The following is a 16,991-nucleotide window of genomic DNA, read 5'->3' as shown; positions in this document are numbered from 1 at the left end:
TATAAATAAACCTAATTACTATGAATCAAATTTTACAAAATGTGTTAGACAAATCTAACAGATTGAGATTTTGTCTTAAGTACTATTGGGAGAGTCTGCAAAGGTTTTCCGTTTTAGTTGTGCTGACGATTTTAACTGCTTCGTTAGCATTTTCACAAACTCAAGTTTCCGGAACTGTAAAAGATCCAGAAGGATTGCCATTAATTGGAGTGAGTGTCCAAGTTAAAGGAACCTCTCAAGGAGTTGCGACTGATTTAAATGGTCGTTTTACGATTGCTGTTCCTAACCAAAGTAGCGTTCTTGAGTTTACGTACATTAGTTATCTTAAACAGGAAGTAACTGTTGGAAACAATAGTATGTTGAATGTTATTTTGGAGCCAGATGTTCAAGCTTTATCTGAAGTTGTTGTTGTTGGTTACGGTACTCAGAAGCGTGCAGAGGTTACCGGATCTATCAGTTCCATAAAGGGGGATGAGCTAGCTCAAGTGCCTGCTCCTAACATTTCAGAGTCTATGGCTGGTCGACTTTCTGGTATCAGTATGCGTCCAAATGGTGGACAACCTGGTTTTGATAGTCCAGACATTCATATTCGTGGTATTGTAACTACTGGAGATAATAATGGGCCGTTAATTATAGTGGATGGAATAAAACGGGATAATATGCAACAAATAGACCCGTCTACTATCGAAACCGTTACATTATTGAAAGATGCGGCTGCAGTGGCTCCATTTGGTATAGGGGGTGCAAATGGTGTTGTGTTAATTACAACCAAGCGCGGAGTAGTTGGAAAGCCTCAGGTTCGTCTAAGTTCTTCTATAGGTTTTTCTAATCCTACTTATTTGCCTAAGATGTTGGACGCAGTTGATTATATGACATTGCAAAATGAAGGGTATTATAATCAGACTCCGAATGGCACCACGCCACCTAATGATCCTGATCTAATTAAAGATTATAATCAGCTACATAAGGATGATCCTTATAAATATCCTAATTCTAATTTCCTTGATCTATTTAATAAGAATACCCCTACTCAGAACTATGGAATTGATTTCAGGGGCGGTACAGAGCATGTTAGTTATTATGCTGCTTTAGGTTATTATGACCAACAAGGAATTTTTGATCAAGTAGGCTATAATCGATATAATTATAATATTAATTTGGAAATGAAGCCTACTGCTACAACAAAAGTGGGTTTCTCCTTGCAGGGATCTATTTCGCGCATAGACGACATCGATGCTGATGAGACAACAGGGAATCACTTATTCCGCTCTTTTTATAAATTCTTACCTACACAAAGTTTAATTTATCCAGATGGCGAGCATTGGGGAGAATCTTCTGCGAACAGTCCGGTAGGTGTTTTAAGGTCTCCAGGATATAGAAAGATTGATCAAAATACTTTATTAAGTACTTTATTTGTTGAACAACAAATTATTGATGGCTTAAGTGTAAAGGGTGTATTTAGTTATGACCCTACTCAAATTAATAATAAGCTATATCATGTTCCTTTTAAATATCATGTGATTGATTTGTCTACGAATCCTTATTCATTTACAGAGGCTGTATCGTTACAAGAAGGTGGAGGAAAGCCTTATACATGGCTTAGTTTAGAAAACCGTCGTCAAACTAATTACACCTATCAAGGATACGTTAATTATAGTAAAACGTTTAATGATGTTCATTCCGTGACTGGTTTATTGGTTGCAGAAGGCCGTCAATATAAGGAAGACTTCTTTAATGCAAGAAGAGATAACTTTAGTGTAGGGATTGATGAGCTTGGTTTGGGAAGTTCAAATCGCTTAGACTTCAATAATGATGGTAATTCGAATACAGGTAGTGAAGTTGGATACGTATATCGTTTAGCTTATGCTTATGATCAGAAATATATGTTTGAAGCGGCAGGAAGGTATGATGGACACTATTACTTTGCTCCGGGAAGCAGATGGGGGTATTTCCCATCTTTCTCAGCGGCATGGCGTATCTCTGAAGAGAAATTTATGGATGGTACTGATAACTGGTTAACAGATATGAAAATTAGAGGTTCATGGGGTAAAGCAGGGATGCTTGCCGGAAGAGCTTTTCAATATATGACTGGTTATAACCTAAGAGGAAATGCTTATGCTTTTGGTAATGGTACTTTAGTGCAAGGGTCTCGCATTGAACGAGAGCCTAATCCGAATATAACATGGGAGATATCAACCAAAACTAACGTTGGTGTTGATTTCAATCTATGGAATAGCAGACTTAACGTAGAGTTTGATTATTTTACAGAACGTAGAACTGGTATGTTATTAGCTCCTCAAGTTACTCTTCCTGTAGAATACGGACTTTCATTATCAGAAGAGAATAAGGGTGAGATGAAAAATAAAGGTTTTGAAATAAGTGCAGGAACCAGAGGAAGCTTTAGTGAAGATTTTAGTTATTCTTTTAATGCAAACGTTAGTTATGCGAAAAATAGTATGGTTGAAGTTTTTCAAACAGACGCTGAGCGTAATAACCCTAACCGTACAAGAGTAGGACAGCCTTTCGGAACTCCATATGGCTTTAAATCGCTTGGTTTATTCTCAACTGCAGATGATGTTAATGATGATGGTATTGTGGATGCTCAGGATGGATACAATATTCAACAGTTTGGTGCTCTTCATCCCGGAGATATAAGATATGCAGATTTGAGTGGTCCAAATGGCACTCCAGATGGTATTATTGATGATAATGATTTAACAGTAATTGGTAATCCTGTTTATCCTGCATGGACATTTGGATTTACTCCTTCGGTTGAATGGAAAGGGGTTGGTTTATCTTTATTCTTCCAAGGATCAGGCAAATCAAATATCAATATTAGACAGTTTATGACTGTTCCATTTGAAAACAATGGAAGTAATACAGCTTATGAGTATTATGATAATCGTTGGACTCCTGAAAACCAAAATGCTAAATATCCTCGTTCTCTTCCTGCACCTTATTCAAATAATACAAAGGCTTCAGATTTCTGGATGGCAAATACAAGTTATCTTCGTTTGAAGACTGCTTCTATCAGCTATAGAATTCCTGAAAGAATAACCAAACAATGGGGAATTGGATCTTTGAGAGTATATGCAACAGGTCAAAACATGTTTACATTTAGTAAGCTAAAACATATAGATCCTGAAGTAGGATACTCTAATCGGGAGACCTCATATCCTGTTATGAAATCAACAACCTTTGGAATAGAATTGAATTTTTAAGATAATTATTATGAAAGCAAATAAATCAATATATAATCGAATTAGGCCCTTTATGATATGTTTAGGGGTGATTCTCTTAATCGCATCATGTAAACCAGACGAGTTCCTGGATAATGATAATAAGAGTAATTTAACGGACGTTACACAGTGGGCGAATGAGACGAACGCAGATATTTACCTAAATGATATCTATAGCGAGATCCCAAATAAGTCAAACCTGACACAAAACCTGGATTTTTTCACAGATAATTATAATATTAGCCATTATTATACGGCGTCCAATTGGAGAGTAGGTATGGCTATTGTACCATCATCCAGTACAGATAATATTTGGGGAGGCACACAGGGTCCGACCGATGGATATACCTGGCAGCAGTTCTTTGTGAAAATCAGGAAGATCAATACATACATACAAAAAATGAATGAAAATAAGGCTAATTTTTCTGAAGCGTATTTCAATCGTCGAATTGATGAAGCAAGGTTTCTACGTGCCTATTTTTACAGTGAATTCTTTATGCATGTAGGAGGATTACCTATACTTACAGAGGTATTGGATCGTAATAGTATGACACCAGAAGAGTTGCAAACACCGAGAGCTACTTTCGAAGAAACTTTTAATTTCATTACTAGTGAATTAGGAAGTGTTGTTTCTAATGGTTATTTGCCAGTTAAAATGTCACCAGGTTCACCTGATGCAGGAAGAGCTACTTTAGGTGCTGCGTTAGTAGTAAAAGGATGGATTGAATTATTTGGCGCAAGTCCTCTGTTTAACACAGCGTCGCCTTATTTACCTGATCCTGGCAAGTTTGTTCATTTTGGAAACTATGATGCAAATAGATGGGCTACTGCTGCAGCCACTAATAAAAAATTTATTGATGAATATGGAAATGGTAATCCTTACCGTTTATTCGATGATTTAGCAAATTTATGGAGAGAGTCGAATGAATATAATTCTGAGGTGATCTGGGACAGACAAGTTGTCGCTAATACAAATATGGGTTCTAGTTATGAAAGATTTGGTGGACCGACTTACGTATTAGGGGAATATCAAACATGGGGAAATTATAATCCAACTCAGGAATTGGTTGATCAGTTTAGTATGGCAAATGGTAAACTAATTACTGATCCTACTTCAGGCTATGATCCTCAGGATCCATATAAAGACCGTGAACAAAGATTTTATGATTTCATTGTATTTGATGGAGCTCATTATAAAATGGATTGGATGCCTAGAGAGGAAATAATTCGTACCCGCATCGACGAAACTGTTCCTAATCCAGATAAAACAAATCAAATTGACTTAGCTGGTACAACAGATGTTGGAGATTCAGGTTACTATCAAAAGAAAAAGTTAAATCCTGATAAAGCTCCTGGAGATAATGCAAGTGGTCAAAACTTCATTTTCTATCGTTATGCAGAGGTTTTACTTAACTATGCAGAAGCAGCGAATGAAGCAAGTGGACCTATCGCATCTGTTTATGACGCAGTTAATAAAATTAGAAACCGCGCAGATCTTCCAAGTCTTGCAACTGGACTTTCAAAAGAGCAGATGAGAGAAGCAATCTATAGAGAGAGAAGGGTGGAGCTTTGTTTTGAAGATAAGCGATTCCTTGATAATAAGCGTCTAGCTCAGAATGAAGAAATAATGGGTACACCTAGACATAATATGGTTATCCGTAATACAAAACCAGCTGATAACTCAGGTGTGTGGGTATACTCTGTTGAAGAGGAAAAGAAATATACTGTGAAGTTTTTACCTAAACAATATATGAGCCCGATCCCACAAAATGTGATAGATCAAAATCCAAATATTGAACAAAACCCAGGTTATACAAATTAGATAAAAAATGAAACGGGATTGCTTGATTTTAAGTTAATCCCGTTTCTTATATTACTGTTATTGATATTCATGAATCTCTTTATGAATAATTAATTTCAGGAACAGCATACATTATAAGGGAGTAACTCTTGAATTATAACACTCTCTTCATTAAAAGAGACTATTACTCCTAATATTATACTAATCGTCTATCAAATGAAAAATAAAATTACTTTATCACTTCTTTTTTGTTTTTTCCTGATTCTTTCATTTAATGAAAATTTATTGGCTAATTCAAATAAAATATTAGTTTTCAGTAAAACAGTAACATTTAGACATTCCTCTGCTATATCAGCTGGCCAAATAGTAATTCAGCAACTGGGTAAGGAGAATAGTTTTGAAGTTGAAATTACCGAAGATTCACAGGTTTTTAATTCTGAAAACCTAAAACAATTTGACGCTGTAGTCTTCTTATGTACAACTGGAGATGTTTTAAATGATGAGCAACAGGAAGCATTTGAGAATTACATACAATCAGGAGGAGGATTTGTTGGAATCCACTCCGCTACAGATACTGAATACGATTGGCCATGGTATGGTGAACTTATAGGGGCCTACTTTAAGAATCATCCTCGTGGACAACAGGATGTATTATTGAATATAATTGACGCGAATAATATATCAACATCTCATTTACCACAACAGTGGGAAAAAACTGATGAGATCTATAACTTTAAATGGATTGGTCAAGGGCTTGATGTTTTGATTACAGTTGACGAGAATAGCTATGAAGGTGGCCAGAATGGTGAATTTCATCCAATTAGTTGGTTTCATGCATTTGATGGAGGCCGTTCTTTCTATACAGCTTTAGGCCATGACGAAAAATCCATTACCGATCCTCTTCTTGTGAAGCATATTTTAGGAGGGATTAAATATGCTATGGGGCGGACAAAATAATTAAAATAATCTGAAAAATTAGATATGAAAAAGACACTTTGGATTTTTAGCATGATCATGATCTCCATGTTAATCATCACTTGTACAGCAATAAAATCAAAAGATACTAGCTTGGTAAACAATCCATACCCTGCAAGAACGTTCGATCCTAATCCTAGTTCTGAATATTTGACTCCGGAAGAAAGTATGAAAACTTTCAATTTACCTCCAGGATATCATTTAGAGTTGGTTGCAAGTGAACCAATGATAAAAGAGCCAGTTGCTATTGCCTGGGATGGTAATGGAAGAATGTTTGTTGCTGAGATGCTAACTTACATGCAAGATGCTAACGCTTCTGGTGAGCAAAGCCCTGTTAGCCGTGTTTCAATGCTTGAAGACACTAATAACGATGGAGTTATGGATAAGAGTACAATATTTGTTGATAGTCTCTTACTTCCTAGAATGATATTATGTGTAAATGATGAAGTTTTTATAAATGAAACTAATAGTATAACTATAACCGCTTATAAAGATACGAACGGAGATGGTAAAGCAGATGCGAAGAGAATTGTTTATGAAGATCCTAGTTATTCTGCGAATGATGCTAATATGGAGCATCAAAGAAGCGGCTTGGATTGGAACCTCGATAATTGGATGTACATGACTTATGAGCCAATACGATTTAGGTATGTTGATGGAGTTTTGAAAGCAGATTCAATTATTAGTGGTTCGGCTGGACAATGGGGTTTAACGCATGATAATTATGGTAGATTATTCTATTCTCGCGCTGGTGGGGAGATTGCTGTTCAAAGGTTTCAGATTAACCCTGTATACGGAGCCCTTGATTTTAAAGATCAATATAGTGACGAATTTAATGCTGTATGGCCTATTATTTCTACACCGGATGTTCAAGGTGGATTACTTAGATTACGTCCCGATAGTACATTGAATCACTTTACTGCAGCTGCAGGTCAATCGATTTACCGAGGTAATGCATTGCCAAATGATTTATTAGGTGATTATATAGTTGCAGAACCCGTTGGTAGGTTAATAAGAAGAGCAAAAGTATTAAACTTAAAAGGTAAGCGAGTGGTTCAAAATGCCTATTATAGACAAGAGTTTATATCTTCAACTGATATGAATTTTCGCCCAGTAAATACCTATACAGGTCCGGATGGGCATTTATATATAGTAGATATGCATCGTGGTATCATTCAACAAGGAAATTGGACAAGACCAGGATCTTTTCTTAGAAAAGTGATCGATAGATTTGGATTTGGCGACAACGTTGGTCATGGAAGAATTTACCGTTTGGTTCATGATGGATATAAGTCTCAACCTTTGCCAAAAATGCTAAATGAAACACCAGCCCAGTTGGTGGCTCATTTATCTCATCCAAATGGATGGTGGAGAGATAACGCTCAAAAGGAATTAGTAGTGCTTGGCGATAAATCTGTAGTGCCTTTACTAAAACAGATTGTGACAGGTTCGTCTGATTCAGAGTTATCATACTTGGCGAAGATTCATGCCTTATGGACTCTTGAAGGTCTTAACTCGATTGATGAGAATATATTAATAGCCGCGTTTGATGATCCAAATGCTCAAGTAAGAAGAACAGCGGTTTGGATTAGTGAACCGTATATTAGAGAGAATAACGCAAAAATAATGGATAGGTTAAAAGTGCTTCAATCCGATCCGAATTATGATGTTCGTACACAGCTTCTTTTATCACTTTCAGTTAATAAGAAGGCTACTCAACCACTGATTGATGCTCTTATGGCCGAGAATAAAAATAATGAAATGCTTAACGCCACTCTCGCTTCATTAGAGCAGACTGAAAATATTAAAAATTATGGAGTTAGGCTTGGTTCTTTATCGGCTTCTGACCGTGATCATGTTTTGAAAGGTGCCGAAATCTTCCGGGCATTATGCGCAAGTTGTCATGGTGATGATGGAAAAGGTCTTCCATCGAAGGTTGCTCCACCATTGGTTGGGTCAAGAAGATTATTAGGAGATAAGAATACAGCAATACGAATAGTGCTTAATGGTATTAGCGGAGCTATTGATGGCGAAAATTACCCAGGCGGTTTTATGCCTCCTTTTGGAGATAATAGCGATGATTGGATTGCATCAATTTTAAGTTATGCACGTTTCGAGTTGCGCGGCGGACCGGGAAATTTTGGTAATTTTAATAGAGTTTCACCTTTCATAAGTACAGAAGAGGTAAGTGCTTTAAGAGAGAAATTGAAATCTAGGACTACACCATGGACGGTGGAAGAGCTTGAAGCCGAATCTGCTAAAGACAATTAATCTATATTTGAATACCTGAAATTAATAAATTGTATTATTTACATCTTATTAATTTCAGGTATTCATTCAATTGTTCATAACTCATTTAATAACTATTTCTATATGGTGTTTCATAAAGATAATAGGTATTTGTTTTATTTTATTGTAATATTTTTTAGCTTTACAAATTCAATGCAAACGTTGGCGTTGGGCTTTGAAAACCCCGCTTAAAAAAGAGAAAAAATGCGGAAATTGTTATTATTAGGAAATAGAATTTATGTTATTATTAGGAATTGATGTAGGTACATCTTCGATCAAAGTTTCAGTAGTTGATTCAGCTAATCAACAATGTATAGCTTCATCCCAATATCCTGATATAGAATCGGAGATAATAGTAAAAAATGTGGGTTGGGCAGAACAGGATCCGGAAATGTGGTGGGAACATGTACAGAAGGCTATATTAAGGCTTAATAAGTCAGGCATATATAACCCGTTAGATATTGCTGCTATCGGTATCGCTTATCAGATGCATGGGTTAGTTCTGGTAGATAAGGATAAACATGTTTTGCGAAATTCCATTATTTGGTGTGATAGTAGGGCAGTTGAAATTGGAGATAGAGCTTTTGATGGAATAGGGCATGAGAGGTGTTTAAGTCGTACTTTGAACTCTCCAAGTAACTTTACTGCAGCAAAACTAGCTTGGGTGAAAGAGAATGAACCTGATATATTTGAACAGGTATACCAAGTGATGCTTCCTGGAGATTTTATTGCAATGAAACTAACGGGAGATATTACAACAAGTATATCTGCATTATCAGAAGGAGTGTTCTGGGATTTTAAAGAGAACGATTTATCGAAAGATATTATTGAGTATTATGGTTTTGATAGGGGAATGTTTCCTCCGATTCAAGAAGTATTTTCAGCGCATGGTAATCTTAGTAAAAGTGTTGCAGATATTTTATCGTTGAAGCCAGAAATTCCGGTAACTTATAAATCAGGCGATCAACCAAATAATGCATTATCATTGAATGTATTAAGACCAGGAGAGGTTGCAGCTACGGCAGGAACATCGGGCGTAATATATGGAGTTACAGATCAATTAGTTTACGATTCAGATTCGCGTGTAAATACCTTTGCACATGTAAATTATACAAAGGAAGTTAATCGTTTGGGAGTTTTGCTTTGCATTAATGGTACCGGAATATTAAACCGTTGGATTAAAAATAATTTTTTATCTAACGAAGGTTATGAGGGTATGAATAGAGAAGCGCAAAGGGTAGCCGTCGGTAGTGAAGGATTGCGTGTACTACCTTTTGGAAATGGGGCTGAGAGGATGTTAAATAATAAGATTATAGGCGCACATATAAATAATATTGATTTAAATAGACATTCGCAAGCGCATATTTTTAGAGCTGTCCAAGAAGGCATTGCCTTCTCATTTCGATATGGTTTAGATAGGATGAAAGAGATGGGAATGAGGCCTAATATCATCAGAGCTGGAAAAGCCAATCTTTTTATGAGTGATTTATTCATTGATGCATTTGTGAACTCCACTGGAGTTCCGGTAGAACTTTACCAAACTGATGGAAGTGTTGGAGCTGCATTAGGTGCAGGTATTGGATATAAGAGTTTTTCCTCTGCAGAAGAGGCATTTGCTAATATAAAACCGATAAAGATAGTTGAGCCCAAAGCTATCACTTCTTACGAAGAGGTTTATCGAGAATGGGAAGAATTATTAATCAGAGAATTAAGTTAATTTAATAAATTATTATTATGTCAAAAACAATATTGGGAGATCAAGAATTTTTCAAGGGAATCGGAGAAATTAAATATGAAGGATTGCAGTCGGATAATCCTTTTGCATATAGATGGTATGATGCAGATAAGGTAGTAAGGGGCAAGAGTATGAAAGACCATTTAAAGTTTGCAGTTGCTTACTGGCATTCTTTTAATGCTAACGGTAGTGATCCTTTCGGCGCACCCACCTTATCATTTCCATGGGATAAGAAAGCTGACCCGATTGAGCGTGCAAAAGATAAGATGGATGCTGCGTTTGAGTTTATTACAAAAATGAATCTTCCATATTATTGCTTTCATGATGTTGATGTGGTAGATTATGGAGATGATATTGTAGAAAATGAACGCAGATTAGAGAAGATGGTTCTTTACGCACAGGAGAAACAAAAACAAAGCGGTGTAAAGTTGCTTTGGGGAACTGCAAATTTGTTTTCTCATCCGCGGTATATGAATGGAGCGATTACTAACCCTGATTTTCATGTATTGAGTCACGGTGCTGCTCAAGTTAAAGCGGCATTGGATGCTACGATTGCTTTAAGTGGAGAAAATTATGTGTTCTGGGGCGGAAGAGAAGGCTATATGACCCTTTTGAATACAGATATGAAGAGGGAGCAGGAACATTTTGCTAAATTCTTACATATGGCAAAGGATTATGCTAGAAAACAAGGTTTTAAAGGAACATTCTTTATTGAGCCAAAACCATGTGAGCCGACAAAGCACCAATATGATTATGATGCAGCTACTGTATTAGGCTTTTTAAGACAGTACGATCTTTTAGGTGATTTTAAATTAAATATTGAAGTGAACCATGCAACATTAGCGGGACATACGTTTCAACATGAGCTTCAGATAGCTGCTGATGCAGGTGCGCTTGGATCTATTGATGCGAACAGAGGCGACCATCAAAATGGTTGGGATACTGATCAGTTTCCAAATGATATTAACGAATTGACAGAATCGATGCTTATTATTTTGGAATCCAATGGATTTGGAGGAGGTGGAATTAACTTCGATGCTAAAATCAGAAGAAATTCTACAGATCCGGCTGATTTGTTTTATGCACATGTAGGTGGAGTAGATATTTTTGCCAGAGCTTTGATTATTGCAGACCAGATTTTAGAGAAATCTGAATATAAAAAGATACGGAAGGATCGCTATGCTTCTTATGACAGCGGATCGGGAAAGGAGTTTGAAAGTGGAAAACTTAAACTTGAGGACCTACGCGAATATGCGATTGCTAATGGAGAACCAGAACGTAGGAGTGGTAGACAAGAGTATTTAGAAAACCTTATTAATCGATATATTTAAAAGATTATTTGTAATTAAATAGATATATTTATTGGATTAATAAATATATCTATGGAAATAGGGACAAGAAAATATCTGTCAATAATTAAAATTATTGTGGTATTCGTTCTATTAATTATCATTAATAGAACGAATGCTCAAAATACACTTTCATCTGCTCAAACCCAATTTAGAGGTGTTTATCCACCAACTATACAAGATGACAGTCTAGGGTTTATTCCCATTTTTGATGGTAAATCTCTAGCCGGCTGGGATGGAGATCCCGCTTTCTGGAGGGTAGAAAACGGTGAAATCATCGGTCAATCGACCGTAGATAATCCGGTTAAGATTAATAATTTTTTAATATGGAAGGGAGATGTAGTTAAGGACTTTGAGCTAAAAGTGGATTTTAGGATTAATGGAGTTAATAGTGGCATCCAATATAGAAGTGAGGAAATGCCTGAAGTGGGTAAATGGATCCTTAGAGGATATCAGGCTGATATTGATTTTAATAATAGCTATTCTGGAAATATTCATGATGAAAGAACTGTAAGAGAATGGCAAGGAGGAAGTGCGCTTGTCTTATCAAAGCGTGGTGAAGTGACGAGAGTGGTTAATGATTCTGAAATAACTTTATTTAAATCAGTAGCGAAGATTGGAGATCCTATTTTATTAAAAGGTATTTTTAATATTAATGGTTGGAACACGGTTCATATTATTGCACGTGGGAATATAATTATTCAGATTGTCAACGGTCAATTAATGAGCATTTTGTTAGATGATGATAAGAAAAACTTTACTGCTGAAGGATTAATTGGATTTCAAATGCATGTTGGTCAGCCGTTTAAAGTACAGTATAAGAATATACTTTATAAAGAATTGTAATCTTTAATTTGAATTAAAGAATTTAGAAAACTGAATAAAATAAATATTATGGACAGGAAATTACGAATGGGAATGGTAGGAGGAGGGAAAGATGCCTTCATTGGCGCAATTCATAGACACGCTGCCAATATGGACGGGCTTGTCGAACTTGTTTGTGGCGCTCTTAGTATTGACCCACAGATAGCTGAGGATAGTGGAAAAATGTTGTTTTTGCCAGAGGAACGAGTGTATCTCAACTTTGAAGAAATGATTGAGAAAGAAAGCCAGTTGCCTCCTGATGTCCGCATGGACTTTGTTACCATTGTAACACCTAATTATGCGCATTTTGCTCCGGCAATGTTAGCATTGGATAAGGGTTTTAATGTTGTCGTTGAAAAGCCAATTACTTTTAGTTTGGATGAGGCATTCCAATTAAAAAGAAAGCTTGAAGAGACTGGGTTGATATTATTATTAACTCATACTTATTCAGGTTATCCGATGGTAAAGCAGGCCAAACAAATGGTAAAAGAAGGAATGTTCGGCAAAATTCGCAAAATATATGTTGAATACCCTCAAGGGTGGTTAAGTACATTAACCGAACGAGAGGGTAATGCGGGTGCGGCATGGAGAACGGATCCTAAAAAGTCTGGTAAGAGCGGGGCAATGGGTGATATTGGTACGCATGCTGCCCATCTTGCAGAATATATCTCTGGATTGAAGATCACACATCTTTGTGCTGATTTGAATACAATGGTAGAAGGACGAAGATTAGAAGACGATGGGAATGTATTGTTAAAATTCGATAATGGAGCTGCAGGTGTACTGATGGCATCTCAAATAGCAGCTGGTGAGGAGAATGCTCTGAAGATTCGTGTCTATGGAGAAAAAGGCGGATTGGAATGGGCACAACAGGAACCTAATACACTAATGGTAAAATGGCATACTCAACCAACTCAAACTTATCGAGCTGGAACTAACGGTTTCTTATCTGATATAGCTAAATTTAATTGTAGAACTCCCGCTGGTCACCCGGAAGGTTATCTTGAAGCTTTTGCAAATTTATATCGTAGTTTTGCCTTAACTTTATCTGCAAAGATAGATGGTACTACTCCATCAGAATTATTAGATTTTCCTTCTATTGACGACGGTATTAGAGGAATGGCCTTTATAGATACGGTAGTGAAGAGTGGTGAGAGCAATGAAAAATGGACTGTTTTTGAAATAAATAATTAAACTATGCAAACGCTTAAAGGACCCGGTATATTTTTAGCTCAGTTTCTAGGTGAAAATCCACCTTTTGATAATTTAGAGTCTATTTGTAAATGGGCAAAGAGTATTGGATTTAAAGGAATTCAAATCCCGACTTGGGCAAATTCTTACTTTGATTTAAAACTTGCAGCTGAAAGTAAAGATTATGCTCAGGAAATTAAAGGTAAGATTAATGAATGGGGCTTAGAAGTTACTGAATTGTGTACACACCTTCAAGGGCAGTTGGTGGCTGTTCATCCCGCATATGACGAGATGTTTGATGGTTTTGCACCACAACAATATCATAACAATCCCAAAGCGAGAACAGAATGGGCCATAGAGCAAGTGAAGTTTGCTGCCAGGGCTTCCCGGAATTTAGGATTGAGTGCAGCTGGAACGTTTAGTGGCGCCCTGCTTTGGCATACGGTTTATCCATGGCCTCAGCGCCCTGCTGGACTGGTAGAGACTGGATTTAATGAGTTGGCAAAACGTTGGCTACCGATATTAGATGTGTATGAAGAAAATGGAATTGACTTGTGTTATGAAATTCACCCTGGAGAAGATTTGCATGATGGTGTGAGTTATGAACGTTTTCTTGAAAAAGTGAATAATCACTCAAGAGCATGTTTACTGTATGATCCATCGCATTTTGTTTTACAATCTATGGATTATTTAAGTTATATCGATTATTACCATGAACGTATAAAAATGTTTCATGTGAAGGATGCTGAGTTTAATCCGACGGGAAAGCAAGGTGTGTATGGTGGTTATTCTAATTGGATTGATCGTGCCGGACGTTTCCGTTCGCTAGGAGATGGACAGGTAGATTTCAAATCGATATTTAGTAAGCTAGCTGCTTACGACTTTAAGGGTTGGGCAGTAATGGAATGGGAATGTGCAATTAAACATCCTGAAGATGGAGCTATTGAAGGTGCAAAGTTTATCGCTGATCATATTATCCATGTAACCGATAAAGCCTTTGATGATTTTGCTGCAACAGGCAGTAATGAAGAATATAATCGAAGATTAATAGGATTATCTTAAAATATATTAAAAAGGGTATCAATTTTATTGATACCCTTTTTAATATATTAGAAAACCTAACTTTTTCTAACAGAAGACTCTCTTGGAATCAGAATAGGATCAATGATAATTTTGGGTATTGGCTGTGCATAAAAGTCTGGACTTTTAATTAGCTTAACAAATAGAGAAGCCGCCTGTTCTCCCATTGCTATGTTTTGTTGATCAATTGTAGTTAATCTAGGAGTAATATAATCCCCGAAAGCTTCATTTGCAAATCCAATAACACCTACATCTTCCGGTACCTTAAGTCCATAAGACTTTAGAGCTTGTATTGCACCCAATGCAGTGTAATCCTCAGGAGTAACGATACCATCAAACTTTTCTCCATTTTGATAGAGTTGTCTTATGCAACTTTCGCCAAACTCTCTGGATGGGTTTCCGTAAAAGATCAAGTCTTCTCTTATTGGTAAATTGTAAAACTTTAACGCGTCAATACTTCCTTTCAAGCGTTCTTGAAAGATGCTGATTTTATGGTTGGTTGAAATAATAACAATATCTTTATATCCTTGTTTTATAAGGTGTTCTGTGGCCATAAAACCTCCTTTATAGTCATTAATGCTAACATAAGGGATGTCGGCATTCTCAATGATTCGATCAAAAAGTAATAGAGGAACTTTTTGTTTGCGGAGGTCTGTAAAATGTTTATAAGAAGTTGTTTCTAGAGATATTGAAGCAATAATCCCATCGACTTGCAATTGTAGAAAGGTCTCGATCCCTTTTATTTCTCGTTTTATAGATTCACGTGATTGATATAATAGTAATGTATAGCCGTTAGCATTAATAACATGTTCAATTCCATGAATAACTGAACTAAAGAAACTAAGTTCAAGTCTGGGTACAATTAAACCAATAACTTTGGTTTTTCCAGATCGCAATGAAGACGCAATTTTGTTACGGGTATACCCTAAACGTTCAGCTGTTTCTCTGACTAGAGCTTTGGTATTTGTACTAATGGCTGGGTGATCATTTAAAGCTCTTGCAACAGTAGAGAATGTAATATTTAATTCTCTAGCTATATCAAGTATCGTTATTTTTTTCAATGTGAAATGTTTAATGGTTTTACTTCTAGTCTAATAATCTAATGCTTAGCTGGTTGCAAAGATCGATTTAATATAGTAGAAATGCTTGCTATTATTAATAATATGACATTATTAATAAAGTAAATATATTCAAATATTCGATACTTTAAATACAACCTAACTAAACCTTCATAAAAAGTCTGTTAATTGTTGTAGAAATCATTGTTTTAATTGTGAATTTTAAATAAATCCATATCTTTATGCAAACGTTGGCACTAATTTATAAATTTAATTAATAATAACATGAAGTTTTTTATAGACACAGCAAATTTAGGACAAATTAAAGAAGCTGAAAATTTGGGGATTTTAGACGGAGTTACAACCAACCCGAGTCTTATGGCTAAGGAAGGAATCAAAGGTGAAGACAATATTCACGCTCATTATCTTTCCATTTGTAATATAGTGGAAGGAGATATTAGTGCAGAAGTTCTTTCTACAGATTTCGATGGAATGGTAGCTGAAGGGAAGAAATTGGCGGCTATTCATCCTAATATTGTAGTGAAGGTTCCGATGATAAAAGAAGGTGTAAAAGCTTTGAAGTGGTTTACAGATAATGGTATTAAAACAAATTGTACATTGGTGTTTTCTGCTGGTCAAGCAATTCTTGCTGCTAAAGCAGGAGCTACTTATGTATCGCCTTTTATTGGTAGGATTGATGATACTGGTTGGAATGGAGTTCAATTGATTGAGCAGATCGCAAAGATATATAATGTACAAGGATATAAAACAGAAATTCTTGCAGCTTCAATCCGTAATCCAAATCATATTATTAGTTGTGCTGAAGCAGGTGCCCATGTTTGCACATGCCCCTTAGAATCTATATTGGGGTTATTAAAGCATCCTTTAACAGATTTGGGTATGGTTCAGTTTTTAGCAGCTGCGAATAAAATGCAATAAGAAAAAAATGACAGATATTAAACAACTAGAAAGCATCGCTTCGCAGGTAAGGCGCGATGTTGTTCGCATGGTACACGGATGCAGTTCAGGCCATCCGGGAGGCTCTTTAGGATGTGCCGATTACTTTACGGCTTTATACTTTCATGTATTAAAGCATGACACCAACTTCCGGATGGAAGGAAAGGGTGAGGATATGTTCTTCCTTTCACAGGGTCATATTTCCCCTGTGTTTTACAGCACCTTAGCGCGTGCCGGTTATTTTGAGGCCAGCGAGCTGGCTACTTTCCGCAAGATCAATTCACGTTTGCAGGGACACCCGACCTCGCATGACGGCCTGCCGGGAATCCGGATCGCCTCAGGATCTTTAGGACAGGGACTCTCGGTAGCGATCGGTGCTGCCCAGACCAAAAAGCTGGACGGTGATAAACAATTGGTCTATGTGCTGATGGGTGACGGGGAGCTTCAGGAAGG

Annotated in this window: 11 protein-coding genes and 1 pseudogene; 11 read left to right on the top strand and 1 reads right to left on the bottom strand. The window is 36.6% G+C overall.

The annotated features are described in order from the left end of the window. The first annotated feature begins 20 nt into the window (after positions 1 to 20). The 9 genes from C8N28_RS05970 (at position 21) to C8N28_RS05930 (ending at position 14,505) form a co-directional block, all read left to right on the top strand. Positions 21 to 3,221 carry a SusC/RagA family TonB-linked outer membrane protein gene (locus C8N28_RS05970; protein WP_132222621.1) on the top strand — a complete coding sequence of 1,067 codons (3,201 nt, stop codon included), beginning with the start codon at positions 21 to 23 and terminating at the stop codon, positions 3,219 to 3,221. A gap of 10 nt (positions 3,222 to 3,231) precedes the next feature. Beyond that, positions 3,232 to 5,061 carry a RagB/SusD family nutrient uptake outer membrane protein gene (locus C8N28_RS05965; protein ID WP_132222619.1) on the top strand — a complete coding sequence of 610 codons (1,830 nt, stop codon included), beginning with the start codon at positions 3,232 to 3,234 and terminating at the stop codon, positions 5,059 to 5,061. A gap of 195 nt (positions 5,062 to 5,256) precedes the next feature. After that, positions 5,257 to 5,997 carry a ThuA domain-containing protein gene (locus C8N28_RS05960; RefSeq protein ID WP_132222617.1) on the top strand — a complete coding sequence of 247 codons (741 nt, stop codon included), beginning with the start codon at positions 5,257 to 5,259 and terminating at the stop codon, positions 5,995 to 5,997. 24 nt (positions 5,998 to 6,021) lie between these two features. Next, positions 6,022 to 8,286, top strand: a complete 2,265-nt coding sequence (locus C8N28_RS05955; protein WP_132222615.1) for a DUF7133 domain-containing protein — start codon at positions 6,022 to 6,024, stop codon at positions 8,284 to 8,286. Between the two features lie 256 nt (positions 8,287 to 8,542). Next, positions 8,543 to 10,021, top strand: coding sequence for a xylulokinase (locus C8N28_RS05950; protein WP_132222613.1), 1,479 nt, complete (start codon positions 8,543 to 8,545; stop codon positions 10,019 to 10,021). 17 nt (positions 10,022 to 10,038) lie between these two features. After that, positions 10,039 to 11,370 (top strand): xylose isomerase, encoded by a 1,332-nt coding sequence (gene xylA, locus C8N28_RS05945; protein ID WP_132222611.1) that lies wholly within the window; start codon positions 10,039 to 10,041, stop codon positions 11,368 to 11,370. Positions 11,371 to 11,421: 51 nt separating this feature from the next. After that, on the top strand, positions 11,422 to 12,234 hold the full coding sequence (locus C8N28_RS05940) for a 3-keto-disaccharide hydrolase (RefSeq protein ID WP_132222609.1): 813 nt from the start codon (positions 11,422 to 11,424) through the stop codon (positions 12,232 to 12,234). Positions 12,235 to 12,282: 48 nt separating this feature from the next. Continuing rightward, on the top strand, positions 12,283 to 13,446 hold the full coding sequence (locus C8N28_RS05935; RefSeq protein ID WP_132222607.1) for a Gfo/Idh/MocA family protein: 1,164 nt from the start codon (positions 12,283 to 12,285) through the stop codon (positions 13,444 to 13,446). Positions 13,447 to 13,449: 3 nt separating this feature from the next. Continuing rightward, positions 13,450 to 14,505 (top strand): sugar phosphate isomerase/epimerase family protein, encoded by a 1,056-nt coding sequence (locus C8N28_RS05930; RefSeq protein ID WP_132222605.1) that lies wholly within the window; start codon positions 13,450 to 13,452, stop codon positions 14,503 to 14,505. A gap of 56 nt (positions 14,506 to 14,561) precedes the next feature. Here C8N28_RS05930 and C8N28_RS05925 read toward each other — a convergent pair whose 3' ends face one another. Continuing rightward, positions 14,562 to 15,584, bottom strand: coding sequence for a LacI family DNA-binding transcriptional regulator (locus tag C8N28_RS05925; RefSeq protein WP_132222603.1), 1,023 nt, complete (start codon positions 15,582 to 15,584; stop codon positions 14,562 to 14,564). A gap of 282 nt (positions 15,585 to 15,866) precedes the next feature. On the opposite strand from C8N28_RS05925, the gene fsa reads away from it, so the two are divergent. Continuing rightward, positions 15,867 to 16,520, top strand: coding sequence for a fructose-6-phosphate aldolase (fsa, locus tag C8N28_RS05920; RefSeq protein ID WP_132222601.1), 654 nt, complete (start codon positions 15,867 to 15,869; stop codon positions 16,518 to 16,520). A 7-nt stretch (positions 16,521 to 16,527) separates the two neighbouring features. Next, positions 16,528 to 16,991: pseudogene (locus tag C8N28_RS05915) on the top strand (transketolase); the annotation flags it as partial.

It is taken from the genome of Albibacterium bauzanense (genome assembly GCF_004339765.1).
Classification (GTDB): domain Bacteria; phylum Bacteroidota; class Bacteroidia; order Sphingobacteriales; family Sphingobacteriaceae; genus Albibacterium; species Albibacterium bauzanense.
Note: the sequence above shows the minus strand (reverse complement) of the source record. Positions and strands in the feature narration are given on the sequence as shown.